This is a genomic window from Levilactobacillus fuyuanensis (genome assembly GCF_003946395.1).
Lineage (GTDB): Bacteria > Bacillota > Bacilli > Lactobacillales > Lactobacillaceae > Levilactobacillus > Levilactobacillus fuyuanensis.
In genome coordinates, this window is the sequence record NZ_RHNZ01000019.1 from 1 (window position 1) to 16547 (window position 16547).

Below are 16547 nucleotides of genomic sequence, written 5' to 3' on the forward strand. Positions count from 1 at the left end.
TTTTGCTATCCGCCCGCATAGCGGGTGGGTTTTTGTTTCGCACGCTTTAGCGTGCTCAACTGGGCCTAAAGGCAATACTAAAAAAGGTTCCTTGACCTTATCAGTCAAAGAACCCCTACATATTTACGATTTAATTAGAACCAACCCCAGGATAACCAGTGGCGCTTAGCCTGCGTCCACGTGCCATAACGGCTATGCGCGTAACGGTCAGCCGTCTTTTCTTGGTTAGCCTTACTGTAATCACCCTTCAAGTATGAGCGGGTCAACTGGTACTTCCCGTAATACCGGCCGTTGCTGGCGCGGTAGTTACCGCCAGATTCCTTATTAGCGATCCAGGCCTTAGCCTTCTTTTCGCTCTTAGACAGGGTGCAAACGTACTTCACGCTAGCTTCTGCCGTAGTGGTCGTGCCAGCAACTGAGGAAACGCTAGGTAGAACCATTGAAACAACCATTAACATAACCATAAACAGTGACTTAAGCTTCAATGTGGTCCCCTCCTAGCGAATTTGTTAAGAACAGCATAACGTTATTAAGTTACAGGAAAGTTGTCCGAATGTTACGAAACAGTAACAGCGACCCCCACTTTTAACAAAATGGGGTGAAAATCCCTGATTTACACGCTTTTAGGGACGCAAAAACGACGGTCCACCCTTTCAGGTTTTACCGTCGTTTCTTATTTTAGTTGCTTAACTGACTAAATTTAGTGACGCGTGGCTCAGTTTAGTACCAGCCGTTTGCTTGCCAGAAGGACTTTGCAGCTGCCCATGAACCGTAACGGGAAGAAACGTAGTTGTTCGCAACCTTTTCTTGGTTAGCGGCAGAGTAGTCCCCATTGAGGTAAGACTTACTTAATTGATACTTACCGTAATAGTTCCCGTTAGAGGCCGTGTATGAGCCGCCAGATTCCTTGTTGGCAATCCAAGACTTGGCTGAAGATGAGTCAGACGTTGAAGAACTCGTCGTGCTCGTTGCAGCTGAGCTCGTCGTCCCAGTAGAAGCAGTGGACGTGCTGTAGTTGCTCGTACCAGTCGTGGCACTCGTCGTTGACTTGCTTGGTGTCGTTGCTTGGCTAGTCGTGGTCGTTGATGTTGAAGCCGTTGAGCCAGGAACCACTAAGGATTCACCCACGTAAATTAAGTTGACGTTCTTTAAGCTGTTTGCTTTTTCGATTGAAGAAACACTTGAACTGTATTGGTTAGCGATCTTTGCGACAGTGTCTCCCGACTTCACCGTTACCCGGACGTCGGCGTTAGCGGAAGTGGTGCCTGCGAATAAACCTGCACCTAAGACTGCGGCAGTACCTAAAGTAGTAACTAAAGCTTTTTTGATATTCATAGAAATGAATGTCCTCCTTTTGATTTAAGTGAAGCGGTTGTCTATCAATTACTTAACGATACCTATCATAACCTGTGGAGGTTACACCGCGATTGTTCCTGAGTTACACCCGCGTTAAGAAAAACCTGGTTAAATGACAAACTGTAACATGGTTAATGGTGCCGAAACATTAAGCCGGTTTTCGAGTGCTTCTTTGCTGAGATGTGACGGTTTTAACCTAAATCGCGAATTGTTCGGCAAAAAAGATTCAGGTCTAAAGTCTCGAAAAAACGGAAAGATTCCATCTTATTTAGAAAAAAGTCTCATTTTTTGGAAAACCACGGTCCGTTTCCCTCGATAACGCGTCAGTTTGTGACCGCAACACAATCACACTCCCCCCCAATAGCTACTACAACTATTTTCTGATTCCTCAATACCAGTAGAAACAGGCCCATTTTCTACCTGCTACGATCCTTATTTTCCCAATCCTCACCAACATACGTTGACCTAAAAACGCAAAAAAGCCTCCACGGACCTGCATCCGTAGAGACTTACTTGATTTAAACGATTAGATTAGCTGAGTTTTAGTACCAGCCGTTTGCTTGCCAGAATGATTGCGCAGCAGACCATGAACCATAACGGGAGGTAACGTAAGAGTTAGCCACCTTTTCTTGGTTGGCAGCTGAGTAGTCACCGTTTAAGTAGGAAGAACTCAATTGGTACTTACCTACGTATTGGCCGTTACGAGCTGAGTATGAACCACCGGATTCCTTACCCGCGATCCAAGCCTTGGCACTGGCTTCGGAGCCAGAAACACCAGTAGACGCAGTCGTGTTGCTGCTAGTAGAAGCTTGGTTAGAGTAAGAAGTGGTTGCTTGGCTAGTCGTGGATTGACTAGTTTGCGTAGAAGCGTTGTTACTGTAGTTTTGGTTAGAAACAGTAGCAGCAGTCGTTGACGTCGTCGTGCTCGTAGGCACGTTCAACGTTTGACCAACGTAAATCAAGCTACTGTTAGCAAGGCTGTTAGCCTTTTCGATGGCGTTAACGGACGTCTTGTACGTGTTAGCTAATGACCAAACAGAATCCCCCTGCTTGACCGTAACAGTATCGGCGTTAGCCGTTTGAGTAGTAGCGAAGAAACCGGCACCGACAATAGCGGCCGTTCCTAAAGTAGTAACTAAAGCTTTTTTGATATTCATAAGAAATGAATGTCCTCCTTTGTTTGCTTAACGGATATTAGAATAACTGATGGGTATTACATTCAAATTGATGTTAGATTACGCGGAGGTTAAGAAAAATATTACATTGTGACATTCCGTAATATTTGTAATGATAGCGTAATATAAAACGCTTTAATCAACCAATTTTTACCCATTTTGGGCAAAACGAGGGCCAATTTTGTGTGCACTTTGCACTGAAAAATCGTGTTTTTTTGTCATAATTAATGATAATTCGATGAAAATACACCATTTTTCCGAAGGATTTTGGAAATTTTCGGAAATCACGCCCAATTTAGAGGCCAAAAAAACGGTAAATTTCGCTGAAATCATCTTCTTCAGCAAAACCTACCGCTAATGCTATTCATTATTTATAAGGGGAATTCATCCTTCATGCCGGTCGCAATCTCATCCGGCGTATTCGCTGTAAAGCTGTCTTGGATCGTAAAATCCCCAACTTCCGCCCACTTCCGCAAGTATGGCAAGCTCTCGTCTACCCGGCTACTAGCACTCGTCACAAACGGAATCACTGTCTTACCAGCCAACTGGGTAGTCGTCAAGAAGTTCTGAATGAGCCGTGGTGGCTGATGGTACCAGGTTGGGAATCCTAAATAAAGCGTCTCAACTTGACTCACATCGACGGGGTCAAACTCAGGTAACTTACGCTGCTCATTCTCGGCGTCGGTCCGCGCGACCAACTGCTGGAAGCCTGTCGTGGGATACGGATCACTAGCTTTCAGCCGAACCGGAGTTAGCTGCAGGTATCGGCCCACCGCCTCGGCGGCCGTTTGGGTCCGTCCTGATACAGAGAAGTACACAACTGCTGTTTTTGTTTGTGGCATAATGATTCCTCCTCAGATTAATTTGACGCCTTAAGCATAACGCTGTTTAGGGACTAACGGTAATGATTATTCCTATATTATAGAAGAAACGCGTTTATTAAGGCGTAAATTCACAGCCGTTCACCCCCTAGTTTTCCCCTTAGAGATTGCAAAAACGGCCACTCCATTCAGAGTGACCGTTCCCGGTTAAGCGCTATTTTTCGACGTTCTTGCCGTCGTATTCATCAATCATGATTTGCTTTAATTCAGAAACTAATGGTTCCTTAGGGTTAGCAGTCGTGCATTGGTCACCGAAGGCCAATTCTGCCAAGTGGGCAACAACCTTGTCGAAGTGGGCCTTGTCCACACCGTTAGCCTTCAAGCTCAAGGTAACGCCAACTGAGTGAGCCAAGTCAATAACCTTCTTGACTAAGGCTTCCTTCAGTTCTTCTTTGGTGTTCCCTGGTAAGCCCAGGTAACGGGCGATTTGGGCGTAGTCTTCGTCAGCACGGAAGTATTCGTACTTAGGCCACATAGCCAGCTTCGTTGGTTCCTTGAAGTTGTAACGAATAACGTGTGGCAAGGTGATGGCGATAGCCAAACCATGAGGTAAGCCGAATTCCCCACCTAACTTGTGGGCAATCGAGTGGTCAACCCCGAGGAAGGCGTTAGCAAAGGCCATCCCGGCAAGTGTTGAAGCGTTATGCATTTCTTCACGTGCCGTCACATCACCATTGTAAGAGTTAGTCAGGTTGTCCATAACTAACTTGATGGCTTGTAATGACCATGGCCGGGTGTAATCGGAAGCCATTGCGGAAACGTAAGATTCGATGGCGTGGGTTAAGACGTCTAATCCAGAGTAAGCCACCGTCTTCTTTGGTACCGTTTGGATAAATTGTGAATCCACGATAGCCACGTCAGGCGTCAAAGCGTAGTCGGCCAGTGGGTATTTCACGTGAGTCTTGGAATCAGTGATGACGGAGAATGGCGTCACTTCTGAGCCAGTCCCAGACGTCGTTGGAATTGCGACGAATTGGGCCTTGTGTGGCTTGTGGAACTTGTAAGTCCGCTTCCGAATGTCCAAGAACTTCTGCTTAGCACCGAAGAAGCTAGCGTTAGGATCTTCGTAGAATAACCACATGTTCTTAGCGGCATCGATTGGTGACCCACCACCTAAGGCGATGATCGTATCTGGCTTAAATGTCCGCATCTGAGCGACCCCACGTTCAACCGTGTCAGTCGTTGGATCTGGTTCAACGTCGGAGAAGAGGGAGTATTCGATACCACCTGGTTGGCGCTTCAATTCGTTTAAGACGGTGTCGATGTAACCCAATTCAACCATGGATGGGCTGGTTACCAGGAAGACCCGCTTGATGCCAGGCATATCGTCGAGGTAACGGACAGACGTCTTTTCAAAGTAAACTCGAGGTAATTTAATCCATTGCATATTATTTCGCCGCTTTGCAATCGTTTTGATGTTCAACAGGTCAAATGAGGAAACGTTATGGGATACGGAGTTCTTACCCCATGAACCAGTCCCCAGCGTCAATGAAGGAATCATTTCGTTGTAGAGGTTCCCAATACCACCGATAGCGGATGGCGTGTTGACCAGCACCCGGCTAGCCTTCATCTTAATCCCAAATTCAGTAGCTAAGTCGTCATCCATCGTGTGAATGCCGGCCGTGTGACCTAAACCACCGAAATGGAGAAGTTCATCACAAAGTCTGAATGCATCCTCGTGGCTCTTTGCTTTGTAAACGGAAAGAACTGGAGATAGCTTTTCTTGTGAAAGTGGGAACTTAGGACCAACGCCCTTCAATTCAGCAGCCAGCACCTTGGTTGTAGCTGGAACCTTGATGCCAGCAATCTCAGCAATCTTCTGTGCGGACATCCCTGCGATAGGCCCCTTGACCCCGCCTTCTGGACGGAACATTGCGTCAGCTAAGGCTTTTTCGTCGCTCTTCTTAATGAAGAAGACGCCACGGTCTTCCATTTCCTTCTTAACGGTGTCGTAGATTTCTTGGTCGATCACGGCACTGTTTTCAGAAGCACAGACCATCCCGTTATCAAACGTCTTGGAAAGGACGATGTCGTAGACGGAACGCTTGATGTTGGCCGTCTTTTCAATGTAAGCTGGACCGTTACCAGGGCCAACACCTAAGGCTGGCTTCCCAGTTGAGTAAGCGGCCTTAACCATACCAGGACCACCGGTAGCCAAGACACTGGCAACCATTGGGTGGTTCATCAATGCTGTCGTAGCTTCCAAGCTAGGCTTGTCGATCCATTGGATAACACCTTCTGGCGCACCAGCAGCAATCGCAGCGTCGCGGACAACTTTAGCAGCCATCACGGAAGACTTCTGTGCTTGTGGGTGGAAGGCGAAGATGATTGGGTTCCGCGTCTTAACGGCGATCAATGACTTGAACATTGCCGTTGACGTTGGGTTGGTTACAGGCGTTACCCCGGCCAAGATTCCCAGTGGTTCAGCAACAGTGATCAGTTGACGTTCGCGGTCATCTTTGATGATGCCGACCGTCTTGTCGTTCTTGATGGAGTGCCAGATTTCTTCAGTGGCAAACATGTTCTTAACAGCCTTGTCTTCCATCACACCACGGCCAGTTTCTTCAAAGGCCGCCTTGGCTAATTCCATATGGTGGTCCAAACCAGCAATCGCCATTTGGTGGACGATGTGGTCAACTTTTTCTTGGGTAAAGTCATCCATGGCGCAGAGGGCGTCGTGGGCTTTAGCGGTCAACCGGTCGATCATTTGGTCAACGGTTTCCGTACTTTCTTCTTTTTTTACTTTTGGATTTTCTTTCACGTCTTTTAACATTGTTATGCCTCCATTTGAAAACATCTTGTTAAGTTCTTCACGAGTTAAATCATATCACCTTTTTAGAATTCTGCAAGAGGTTTATGTTAAAAAAATCACAACTAGGTAGACTGACAAACAAACCCACTATCCGCAAGGCTTACGGCGATAAAGAATGTAAGCGCATACACAGTTTTAAAAAACTTTTCAGAAAATTTTTCGATGTATTTTAAATCACAACCCTTCGCCTTTCTTTCATAATTTCGGCGATTATGTCACTGAACCCTTTCGTTTGCCAAGTTTTTTCCACCAACTGAACGGTTTCCATACCGGCAGTGCACCGATTATGCTAAAGTTAAGATGTGAAAAATCTACAGCCTGGCTACTTAGCACGGTGAAAGCACGCTATGCCAGCCGACTGCAAATCGTAAATAAATTCGAAAGCGTGATTTCTATGCGACCTTTAGCCTTCTGGCGGGACGCGAACAGCCACTTCTTCCATCATTGGGGAAGTTACGTCACCCTAGTCTTTCTGACCAACTTGGTCGTCAGCTACATTGCAGTGCCAATCTTTACCTGGTTGACAGCCGCTCTGATGCGTTGGCAGCATGTGCCTTACATTTCCTATACCAACGTTGGCTCCCTACTGATTCGTCATCCCCTAGCCATTCTGGGACTGATCGTCATTCTATTGGCCATTATTACCTTGATCTATTGGCAATTTGCCTACTTACTTCTAGGAATCACCAATATCCGTCACGGTCGGCCTCAAACCATGTTGGGCGTTTTAGGCGATACCATTCGCAGCATCGCCGGTGCCTCACCCAGCACATTTCTCTTCTTTATTGGCTACTTCATTGTGATCATGCCTTTTGGGAGTGAACTCTTTACGACGCCACTGCTCAACAAAGCCAAAATCCCGGCATTTATCATCAGCTACCTCATGGACAACAATGCTTTCGCCGTTCTGCTGGGGATCTTCTATGTGGGAGCTGCCTATCTGGGAATTCGGTTAATTGCCGTCCTACCCCTAATGATGATTGACCATTACCACAGCCGTGATGCCATTCGCCTAAGTTGGCAGCGCACCCGTGGTCACTTTTGGAATTACTTTCTCAAAATTATCGTGACCCTCGTCATCGTCAGTATCGCCGTCGCCATCATCTACGGCGCACTCTACCTAGGCCAAGTTCTCTTTGATAAGACGGGAATTGCTCTGATCACCGCGACCATCAACCTCTTTCTAATGGAGGTGATTACGGAGTTCATTGTCTGCTACGCCACCGTGATCTTTATGATGGTAATTCTCAGTAGCCACGATACTCATCAGCCCACGCCATCCGTCCTGTTTAGCTTCCGTGAACCCGCTAAAACCCGGTTACGAACTCGCCTCCTGATCATCAGTGGCTTAACGGTTATCAGTGCCGCGCTAGTTGGATTCAACTTAATCTACCTGAATGGACTGGCCATGAGTAAGCCCCTGACGATTGCTCACCGCGGGGTGGACAATGGTAACGGCGTTCAGAATACGATTCCAGCCATGGTCAAGACCAGTAAGGAACGGCCAGACTACGTTGAAATGGATATTCGGATGACGAAGGATCACCAGTTCGTGGTCATGCACGACGCCAATTTGAAAAATCTAGCTGGGTTGAATCGTAAAGTCTCAAAGATGACTCTCAAGCAATTGACCGCCGTTACAATCACGGAAAATGGCTACCAGGCCAAGATTCCGAGCTTCAACAACTACCTCAATACCGCAATCAAGCACCATCAAAAGCTGCTGATTGAAATTAAAACGGGTGGGGCCGATACCAAGGATCTGCCGGAACGCTTCTATCGGCAATTTGGTAGCCGGATTCTCACCAACCATGAACAGGTGCACACGTTGAGCTACACCATCATGAACCGTCTGAAGAAGGAACATCCCAACCTCTTTGTCAGCTATATCATGCCGTACAATCTCACCTTCCCCCAGACGCGGGCCAACGCCTACACCATGGAGGAAACTACGCTCAACGATACCTTCATCGAGCAGGCTGACCGCGAGCATAAAAAAGTTTATGCCTGGGACATCGATGACATTACCAGCATGGATCAAATGATGTTTATCGGGGTTAACGGGGTCATCACCAACAACCTTCACCTAATTCAGCAGGAAATTAAGGACAACACGGATCATCCGAGCTACGCCAACCTCCTGTTAACGTTTATGAACGACTTAACGTTGGAAACGCAGACGCAATAGACTTTAAAAATTGAAGTTTAGAATAAATAAGAGTACCATGCTACTTTCAAAATCTGAAAGTGGCATGATACTCTTATTTGAGTTACTTAATAGATTCCAAATATATCCTTCACTGCTTCCAAAGCACGTATTCGTAGAGCCTTGCTAACATGATCCACAATTTCTCCATTTCTCGCAGCAAAATCATATCCTAACACATTACTCAACACAGCTATTCCGTGAATTTCAGTATTTTCCAATTTCAAGCCCGCTGGAAAACCATCGGGGACAACCGAAGTAATCGGAAATCCTACAACCATTCCAGTTCGTTCATTATAGACGTCTCCGCTAATAATTAGCATTGGCCGCCTAATATTACTTATTGCATTGTGACCACCATATTCGTGTCCAGCATGTGGTTCTGCATCAATCCAAACCAAATCACCTTGCTTAGGATACTCTACTTTACCAGACATTTTCTTTGCCTACTAACTTTCCGTTATCATTCAATCCCATTTGATCAATTGCCATTTTAAAATCATAATTAGGGTTTTGTGAAAAGATATTTTGATGTACTGGCACAAACGACAATATACCATTATCATCAAGAACTGGCTTATACTCAACATTTTCATCAACTTTAAAATCTGCTGGAATCGTGATCATTAAGGAGTTTCCTTGCTTACGCGTCTTCACCGTCATAATTATCACCTCGCTGTAATTATATATGTAATTACGAATAATGCAATCTATTCGCTTATCCTCACAAAAAATCTCTTTACAGCCGTACGCCGCAAAGAGACTCTAGAACTATTTACTTTTTTCGATCTTTCGGAGCGGACGCTTAATCAAGTGCAGTAGCTTTTCTGACTGCAACCGAGCCACTACGGCATCGACCGCGACCTGCATCAACTTTTCATTCAAATCCTTGGCGGCAGGCTGAACCTGTTCTTCACCTAAATGGTGCAAGCGGTCTTCCAACTGGCCAATAAAGTTATCGTAGGCTTGCTTAGGGTAATCTCCGGCCGTAATCTGGTCAATCCCGGAGCGCACTGTATCCGTTTGGAACATGGGCTTGAGGAGGCTGATCATCAGGATATCCGTCAACTGCATCGTCTGATACTTCTTCTTGACGGGCGCTAGGATCACGTGATGCTTCACATAATTATTGATCATTGCCGGCGTGATGGTATCGATACCCAATGGTCCCAGAATATCGTTGATCAAGGCAGTCACCTGGTCCATGTAGAGGTCAAACTTTGGTAAATCATCCCATCGTGGCAATTTAGCTTTGTGCATCTGGTTTTCCCAACGGGTGTATTGATTATAATCAGCCATATTTCTTCCCTGCCCTTCCATTTCTTACTTTCATTATAGCATATTACCTAGTTTTAGTGACTAGATATGACTAGATTAAGTTATTTCAGCTAGCGTTGAGATGAAAACATCAGTGAACGTAATCAACAGTACCTACTCCAAATTGCAGTGAGCATACTCGAATATGCCAACTGCAATTTTAAATCTTTTAAAATTTACCGCCACCGAATCCGACTTAAAATCCGTTTGCCTAAGCCCTCTTGAACCACGATGAAGACTGGGTACACGCTGAGCATCAGCGGTAAGTAGATCAAGGCAAGCTTCCAATTCAACAGGCTAACCAGCGAGAAGATTGGGCCAAACAGCAAGAAGACAGCGGCAAAGAGGCTCGCCATAAGGGCGATCAAACCGATCTTAAACCGGTTCAACGGCCGGGCAACCATGATCAAAGCGTTTAGACTGATCAATCCGGTCATCAAGACACTTAACGTGGAGGTCGTGGCGAAGCTCAGACCAAATTGTGTGCCTAACGCCAGAATGACTAGGATATAACCTACCACGCAGACCGCAGCCGGCGCGGCAATTTCCATAACTTGTTTCATAAAGCGACCGGCAATTCGGGCGTAGTTCGGTTGCAGGGCCAGGAAGAACGTTGGAATCCCAACCATCAGTGAAGAGATTGGCGTTAACTGAATGGGTTCAAATGGATAGCTACGGCTCATGAAGATAAAGATCAACGTGAGCACCACAGAGTACATGGTTTTAATCAGGTAGAGTGAGGCCACCCGCTCGATGTTATTGATGACCCGGCGTCCTTCATTCAGGACATTGATCATCGCGTCAAAGTTGGAGTCGACCAACACGAAATCCGCCAGGCTCTTCGTGGCTTCACTACCTGAGGCCATCGCAATACTACAATCGGACTGACGCAACGCCAACAGGTCGTTGACCCCATCCCCAGTCATGGCAACGGTGTGTCCCGCCGTTTGGTAGGCTTTGATCAGCCCTTGTTTCTGTTGCGGCGTCACACGGCCGAAGACGTTATAGTCCGCGACTAAGCGGTCATAGTCGGGGTCCGTCCCAACTTGACTCATATCGACTAACTGATCAGCGCCGGCAATTCCTGCCCGACCAGCAATGCTGGCAACCGTGACCGGATTATCTCCAGAGATGACCTTCAGCGCCACGTCTTGATTGGCGAAGAAGCTAAAGGTATCCGCGGCGCGCGGCCGCAACTCATCGGTGATCAGAATTAATCCGATGGCTTCCGGTGCAGTGGGCTTGGGCGACGTTAACGCCGCAACCTTGGCCAGTAACAACACCCGATAACCCTGTGCGGCGAGCGTTTGAATTCGCTGCTTCACAGCTGCCGGTACAGTATCAAAGATGAATTCTGGTGCACCCATAACATAGGCACCCTTGTCCAATTGGGCCCCACTCCATTTGCGCCCAGACGAAAATGGTAAGACCTCCGATGAAGTGACAGTTGGTGTTCCTAGAGCATTCTTGATGGCCGTCGCCGTTTCGTTATCGTCCCCCGTCGCCGCGACAAGTTGCGCCAGCGTCTCATTCAAATCATCCGTTGACTCAGTTCCTATGGCTTCGACCTTTTCCAATTCCAATTTACCGTTGGTGATGGTCCCGGTCTTATCCAAACACAAGACGTCGACTCGCGCCAGCGCTTCAATCGCGGGTAGTTCTCGAACCAACACGTGTCGCCGACCCAGGGTAAAAGCCCCCGCGGCCAACGCCACTGACGTTAATAAGACTAACCCTTCTGGAATCATCCCAACCATCGAGGCGACGGTTCCCAGAATGGCACGATTCTGGTCTTGCCCCCGCATCAGTGCGGAAATAAACAACCCTGCACCCAGGGGGATAATGGCAAAGGTCAAGACTTTAATAATCCGATTAATAATGATCAGGAGTTGACTGGCAGAACGCCGTTTTTGCTTAGCCGAATGGGCCAGCTGCTTGACGAAGCTGCCACTGCCAACCTTGGTGGCCTGGACAATGGCCTTGCCACCGAGAATGACGCTTCCCGAAACCAGCTGGTCATTGGTATTCTTTATGATTGGCGTCGATTCCCCGGTAATCTGAGATTCATCGACTTCCATCCCGGCCGTCTCACGGACTAACCCATCGACGGGTAGCTGATCCCCGCGACCAATCGCGAGCAGATCATCCTCGACAATTTTATCCTGATGCATGGCCGTAAGCTCACCATCTCTAAGAACGTTGATCTGCGCCTCCGAAAGCAACGCTAGCTTATCGACCTGGCGTTTCGAACGAATTTCCTGAAAAATTCCAATCCCAGTGTTGAAAATAACCACACCTAAAAACAGCAAATTTTTATAGCTGCCCGTAAACAGGACAAGGCCGCCCAACAGAATATTGATTAAGTTAAATAGGGTCAATAAATTATCCCTAAATATTTGTTTCACACTCCGCGTTAACGGTGGTAATGGGTCATTCTTTAGCCCGTCAGCCACCCGTTGTTTCACTTCGACCGCAGTTAAGCCTTGGTCGAGTGGTGGCAGGTAACGTTCCGTCATTTAGGCGTCCTCCTTTACCGATTCGTTACCCATATTGTACTCGATAATGCGCTTTCATACCGACTAATCTGTTGCTTTTTTCGGATTCTTAAGCGAAACGCTAGCTGTTAACAGGGCTCGTCAAGAGTGGTTAAATGGAGATGAACCCAATTATACGAGGGAGGAATTACCATGAATCATAAATCATCGGCAGTTATTTTATTTATCCTCTACATTATTTTGCTCGGCTGCATGCTGGCACATCAAGAGATGTTGGCCATGTGGTTGATGACTTTCGGGATGCTGGCAGAAGCCGCAATTAACCTCTACGACCAATTCAAAACTAAAAAGTAAGCGTTGCCAACACTGCTAAATTGGCTTAACATATTATTTATAACCGGATTTTGGCGTTGCCCGCCGACTCGAATCGCTTCCGATATTCGCTCGACCAACGTCCTTAATGCCAAGGAGGAAAAATAATGACACTTACTAACATTGCAGACACCATCAAGCTCGCCGATGGCCATGAGATTCCCGGCTTTGGTTTCGGGACCTACCTCATCAGCGACCAGGAAAGCATGGATACCACCATCAAAGCCGCGTGGGACGAAGGTTACCGGCTGTTCGATACGGCGATGCTTTACCGTAATGAAGACATCTTGGGTGAAACCTTGCACCGCCTCGAAATTCCCCGTCAGGAACTGTATTTGACGAGCAAAGTTGCTGAAGAAGTTCAGGGTTACGACCAAACACTGAAGTCCGTTGAAGGATCTCTGAAACGGCTACAAACGGATTACCTGGACCTATTACTGATTCACTGGCCCGTCCGCGAACATTTCTTCGACACGTGGCGCGCCTTTGAACAATTAAGGGCGGACGGCAAGGTTAAGTCCATCGGGGTCTCCAACTACACCGCGGCACATTTGGACTTACTGGCAACCAAGGCTAAAGAAATGCCGGTCGTTGACCAAGTGGAATACCACCCCTACTTGAATCAGTTGGCGCTTCTGGACTACAACAAGCAGCATAACATCGTAACGGAAGCGTGGAGCCCACTGGGCCGGCGCGCTGTTCTGGGCGACCCAATGATTGCTAAGATTGGAAAGCACCACGACAAGTCCGTCGCTCAGGTTATCCTACGCTGGGAACTCCAACACGGCATCTTACCAATTCCTAAGTCCCAACATCCAGAACGAATCGTCGAAAACACGAAGGTCTTTGACTTCACATTGGATGAAGACGAAATGTCCACGATCGACCTGCTGAACAAGTACCAACGGACCGGGAATGAACCGGAAATCGTGTATGAAACGGGTAAACAATACTAACAATTAGAAAAGACCTGATGGCTGGTGAGAGAATCACTGCCAATCGGGTCTTTTGCTTTAGCCACTATTTTTATCCCTAAAGAAAAGGCACGTATTCCGATCTCGCCAGAATACGCGCCTTCACTCGTCTTTAAAGACTAGTCAATACTGATTTTATGGTTATCTTCAACTTCGGTTTGCTTTGGCAGGGTCAACGTCAAGACGCCATCGGTGAAGCTTGCCTTAACCTGCTTCAAGTCAATGTTTGGCAGATAGAAGGAACGCGCAACGTTTTGGCTGTGACGTTCTTGCCGTAAGATCCGTCCATCATCGTCCTTAGCGGATTGACTGACTTCGGACTTACCGGAGATCCGCAACGTCTCATCGCGGTAATCCACGTGGATATCATCCTTCTTGAACCCTGGCAATTCAGCCGTAACCACGTAGTCCTTGTCGTGTTCAACGACGTCGGTCTTCATGTCACTCTCACCACTAAACATATCGTGACCCAAGTTACCCACTTCGTTAAAGAAATTCATTGGATCAAAGAAATCAAAGTTCCGGTTCATTACATCATTAGCCATAATCAATTAACCCCTTTCTGCTTTGTTTGATTACATTTTCTATAATAGTCAGTATTGGTCAGAATTGCAAATAATTAGCACTCAATTTTTAGAGTGCTAATTACGTTTCTGCATTGTTGACATAAAAGCATTCTATTTTCTGGTAGATTAACTCTTTAGTTTTCAAAGGTCAAAGATATTGGTTAAAGGTCAAAGATCATTTAATCCCTCTATACTTATACCAATGTAAAAAAAGCGTTTTGAGTCTCATGCTTTAGCGCGGCTTAATCAAATCTTTAGTAATCCAGACAACTTGAAAAAATTCTCCCCTTGAACATCGCTAATTTTAGCCAGCAAAAAAGCACCCAACATCTCTGTCAGGTGCTTCACCGCAAGTAACGCGATTAGCTTTTAGTAAGTTTCTTGGTCGTTATCCTTAGGAACAACAATCTTTTCGCCCAAGGCGTCGGCTAAGTCTTGCAAAGCCGCTTCACGGGTTGGTACAACGTCCATGTTAAAGAGAATGGAGTCGATATCCCCACCAGCAAAGTCAAATTGTTCAAAGTAAACATAAGGATCGTGATCGTCGTCATTTTCCAAGAAGTGCTTTGTTACTGCCTTAGAGAGAGCCGTTGCCCAAGCTAGGTCCTTCATCTTTGGTAAGTCCTTCTTCGTCACAAATCCTGGCGTCAAAATCAATTCTGCCGCCTTTTCGACGTCGGCCGTTGGAATCTCAATGGTTGGCGCAACTTCTTCGTCCTTTGGTGTTTCTGCCATAATCAAAATCTCCTTTGATGTTACTAGTTTTAGTCTAGTCCTTTTTGGTGAAAACGTTAAGTATCTCATTTCTCAAAGTTAATCCAATTATTTTGCCCTGTTCGGTTGCCAGGCGAATGCTTTGAGAGTAAAATTTGGTTCAATCTACTCACTATAAAAAGGCGTGCAGACGCGCTATAATAAAGAGATAGAATTAATGAAATGAGGAATGATGTGTGGATAGCGGTCAGATAGTTGTGAACCTAATTATTATTTTAATTACCTTCTTCTTTGCAGCTTTCTTTGTTGCTTGTGAATTTGCCTTAGTACAGACCCGGCCTAGTGCTTTAGAGGAAAAAATTGCCGAACGAGACAAGCCGTCGGTCAAGCTCAACCGGGCCATGAAAATGGTAACCAATTTAAATGAATATTTATCAACGACCCAAGTGGGGGTCTCACTCGCCGGAATCATCTTAGGGTGGATCGGTGAAACCTTCTTCGTTGACCTTTTGCTGGACGGAATAGCGCCAGCGCACCTGAACACGGCAACGACCCACACCATTAGTGTGATTGTCGGGGTGCTCCTGTTGACTTACTTAGAAGTGGTCTTCACGGAAATTGTTCCAAAGAACATCTCGATCGACATGCCAATGAAGGTCTTGATGTTAATCGTGACACCACTGCACTACTGCCACATCCTGTTCTATCCGTTCGTCTGGTTACTCAACACCAGTGCGTCCGGGGTCGTTCGACTGATGGGACTGAAGGTTGCTAACGAAAGTGACGAAGTCTTCTCGCAAGCCGAAATTTTAAACCTGTCACGGAGCGCCGTGGAAGGTGGGCAACTGGAGAAGAACGACTTGGTCTACATGCAACGGGCCTTCGAGTTAAACGATAAGGTCGCCAAGGATATCATGATTGACCGGACCCAGCTGGAAGTTATCGACATCACGTCGAGCGTCAAGGAAGCATTGAATGTCTACCTGCAGGAACGGTTCAGTCGGTTGCCAGTCGTTGCCGATGGCGATAAGGATAAAGTCCTCGGTTACGTCTACAACTACGATTTGATTCGTCAACAACAGGTCGACTCCTCAGTGCGCGTGGATAAATTGATTCGTGATATTTCTACGACCCCCGAGACGACGCCTATCACCGAAGTCTTACAACAAATGATCAAGAAACGGACCCCAATCGTCGTCGTTGTTGACGAATACGGGGGGACCTCCGGGATCATTACCGATAAGGATATCTACGAAGAGTTGTTCGGGACCGTCCGCGATGAAATCGATGACGCCAACGATCAGTACATCTTCAAGCAACCTAATGGCACCTTCCAAGTTAACGGTAAGATGACGACCTACGACTTCGAGCGGTACTTCAACACCGATATTAAAGGCTTTGAAACCACCGAAACCGTCACGATGGCCGGGTTTATCATTGATAATTACCCGAACGTCAAGGTTAACGATGTCATCCAGCTGAAGAACTTCGACTTGAAGGTTCTGGATTACGAAAATTCATTTATCAATTGGTTAGAGGTCACGGTCAACCCGCCACAGAAGCAGATTGCCACGACTGAAACTAGCGATGATGACAACGACAAATAACGAAGATTAACCAAAACCGCCGCCCAATTGGGTGACGGTTTTTTGATGCTTTCGAATCAACGCATGATGGCT

At 46.7% G+C, this 16547-nt stretch carries 15 protein-coding genes; 4 read left to right on the top strand and 11 right to left on the bottom strand.

Features of this window, described 5'->3' with window-relative positions; genetic code table 11:
• Positions 1-134: 134 nt before the first annotated feature.
• From EKM73_RS10070 to adhE, 5 genes are all read right to left on the bottom strand, one after another.
• Positions 135-485, bottom strand: coding sequence for an aggregation-promoting factor C-terminal-like domain-containing protein (locus tag EKM73_RS10070; RefSeq protein WP_125701772.1), 351 nt, complete (start codon positions 483-485; stop codon positions 135-137).
• Between the two features lie 235 nt (positions 486-720).
• Positions 721-1335, bottom strand: coding sequence for an aggregation-promoting factor (gene apf, locus EKM73_RS10075; RefSeq protein WP_125701773.1), 615 nt, complete (start codon positions 1333-1335; stop codon positions 721-723).
• Between the two features lie 563 nt (positions 1336-1898).
• On the bottom strand, positions 1899-2513 hold the full coding sequence (gene apf / locus EKM73_RS10080; RefSeq protein WP_125701774.1) for an aggregation-promoting factor: 615 nt from the start codon (positions 2511-2513) through the stop codon (positions 1899-1901).
• A gap of 389 nt (positions 2514-2902) precedes the next feature.
• Positions 2903-3373, bottom strand: coding sequence for a flavodoxin (locus EKM73_RS10085; RefSeq protein WP_125701775.1), 471 nt, complete (start codon positions 3371-3373; stop codon positions 2903-2905).
• A 193-nt stretch (positions 3374-3566) separates the two neighbouring features.
• Positions 3567-6185 carry a bifunctional acetaldehyde-CoA/alcohol dehydrogenase gene (gene adhE / locus EKM73_RS10090; RefSeq protein ID WP_125701776.1) on the bottom strand — a complete coding sequence of 873 codons (2619 nt, stop codon included), beginning with the start codon at positions 6183-6185 and terminating at the stop codon, positions 3567-3569.
• Between the two features lie 373 nt (positions 6186-6558).
• Here adhE and EKM73_RS10095 point away from each other — a divergent pair, with 373 nt between their 5' ends.
• Positions 6559-8412, top strand: a complete 1854-nt coding sequence (locus tag EKM73_RS10095; RefSeq protein ID WP_225421375.1) for a glycerophosphoryl diester phosphodiesterase membrane domain-containing protein — start codon at positions 6559-6561, stop codon at positions 8410-8412.
• A gap of 86 nt (positions 8413-8498) precedes the next feature.
• Here EKM73_RS10095 and EKM73_RS10100 read toward each other — a convergent pair whose 3' ends face one another.
• The 4 genes from EKM73_RS10100 to EKM73_RS10115 all read right to left on the bottom strand — a co-directional run bounded on the left by EKM73_RS10100 (position 8499) and on the right by EKM73_RS10115 (position 12263).
• A complete protein-coding gene (locus tag EKM73_RS10100) occupies positions 8499-8867 on the bottom strand; it encodes a type II toxin-antitoxin system PemK/MazF family toxin (RefSeq protein ID WP_125701777.1) in 369 nt (122 codons plus the stop codon).
• Complete coding sequence (gene mazE / locus EKM73_RS10105) at positions 8857-9093, bottom strand: type II toxin-antitoxin system PemI/MazE family antitoxin (protein ID WP_125701778.1); 237 nt, start codon at positions 9091-9093, stop codon at positions 8857-8859. Before mazE ends, EKM73_RS10100 begins: the two co-directional genes overlap by 11 nt.
• 108 nt (positions 9094-9201) lie before the next feature.
• On the bottom strand, positions 9202-9729 hold the full coding sequence (locus tag EKM73_RS10110; RefSeq protein WP_020089570.1) for a DUF1836 domain-containing protein: 528 nt from the start codon (positions 9727-9729) through the stop codon (positions 9202-9204).
• 194 nt (positions 9730-9923) lie between these two features.
• Complete coding sequence (locus tag EKM73_RS10115) at positions 9924-12263, bottom strand: cation-translocating P-type ATPase (protein WP_125701779.1); 2340 nt, start codon at positions 12261-12263, stop codon at positions 9924-9926.
• A gap of 171 nt (positions 12264-12434) precedes the next feature.
• On the opposite strand from EKM73_RS10115, the gene EKM73_RS12790 reads away from it, so the two are divergent.
• Together EKM73_RS12790 and EKM73_RS10120 are read left to right on the top strand one after the other, a co-directional pair.
• Positions 12435-12596: a hypothetical protein gene (locus EKM73_RS12790; protein WP_164508912.1), complete on the top strand. Its 162-nt coding sequence runs from the start codon at positions 12435-12437 to the stop codon at positions 12594-12596.
• A 125-nt stretch (positions 12597-12721) separates the two neighbouring features.
• On the top strand, positions 12722-13570 hold the full coding sequence (locus EKM73_RS10120; RefSeq protein WP_125701780.1) for an aldo/keto reductase: 849 nt from the start codon (positions 12722-12724) through the stop codon (positions 13568-13570).
• A 137-nt stretch (positions 13571-13707) separates the two neighbouring features.
• On the opposite strand, the gene EKM73_RS10125 is transcribed toward EKM73_RS10120, so the two are convergent.
• Positions 13708-14133, bottom strand: coding sequence for an Hsp20/alpha crystallin family protein (locus tag EKM73_RS10125; RefSeq protein WP_125701781.1), 426 nt, complete (start codon positions 14131-14133; stop codon positions 13708-13710).
• 390 nt (positions 14134-14523) lie between these two features.
• The gene (locus EKM73_RS10130; protein WP_125701782.1) at positions 14524-14889 is read right to left on the bottom strand and encodes a hypothetical protein; all 366 of its coding nucleotides are present in this window, start codon (positions 14887-14889) and stop codon (positions 14524-14526) included.
• Between the two features lie 215 nt (positions 14890-15104).
• Between EKM73_RS10130 and EKM73_RS10135 the strand changes: the two genes are divergently transcribed.
• Positions 15105-16475 carry a hemolysin family protein gene (locus tag EKM73_RS10135; protein ID WP_125701783.1) on the top strand — a complete coding sequence of 457 codons (1371 nt, stop codon included), beginning with the start codon at positions 15105-15107 and terminating at the stop codon, positions 16473-16475.
• Positions 16476-16547: the final 72 nt, after the last annotated feature.

Coding starts and splice junctions, on each gene's coding strand:
- EKM73_RS10100 (WP_125701777.1), bottom strand. CDS start 8,867: ATGTCTGGTAAAGTAGAGTATCCTAAGCAAGGTGATTTGGTTTGGATT.
- EKM73_RS12790 (WP_164508912.1), top strand. CDS start 12,435: ATGAATCATAAATCATCGGCAGTTATTTTATTTATCCTCTACATTATT.
- EKM73_RS10110 (WP_020089570.1), bottom strand. CDS start 9,729: ATGGCTGATTATAATCAATACACCCGTTGGGAAAACCAGATGCACAAA.
- EKM73_RS10125 (WP_125701781.1), bottom strand. CDS start 14,133: ATGGCTAATGATGTAATGAACCGGAACTTTGATTTCTTTGATCCAATG.
- adhE (WP_125701776.1), bottom strand. CDS start 6,185: ATGTTAAAAGACGTGAAAGAAAATCCAAAAGTAAAAAAAGAAGAAAGT.
- EKM73_RS10120 (WP_125701780.1), top strand. CDS start 12,722: ATGACACTTACTAACATTGCAGACACCATCAAGCTCGCCGATGGCCAT.
- EKM73_RS10115 (WP_125701779.1), bottom strand. CDS start 12,263: ATGACGGAACGTTACCTGCCACCACTCGACCAAGGCTTAACTGCGGTC.
- apf (WP_125701774.1), bottom strand. CDS start 2,513: ATGAATATCAAAAAAGCTTTAGTTACTACTTTAGGAACGGCCGCTATT.
- EKM73_RS10085 (WP_125701775.1), bottom strand. CDS start 3,373: ATGCCACAAACAAAAACAGCAGTTGTGTACTTCTCTGTATCAGGACGG.
- mazE (WP_125701778.1), bottom strand. CDS start 9,093: ATGACGGTGAAGACGCGTAAGCAAGGAAACTCCTTAATGATCACGATT.
- apf (WP_125701773.1), bottom strand. CDS start 1,335: ATGAATATCAAAAAAGCTTTAGTTACTACTTTAGGTACTGCCGCAGTC.
- EKM73_RS10130 (WP_125701782.1), bottom strand. CDS start 14,889: ATGGCAGAAACACCAAAGGACGAAGAAGTTGCGCCAACCATTGAGATT.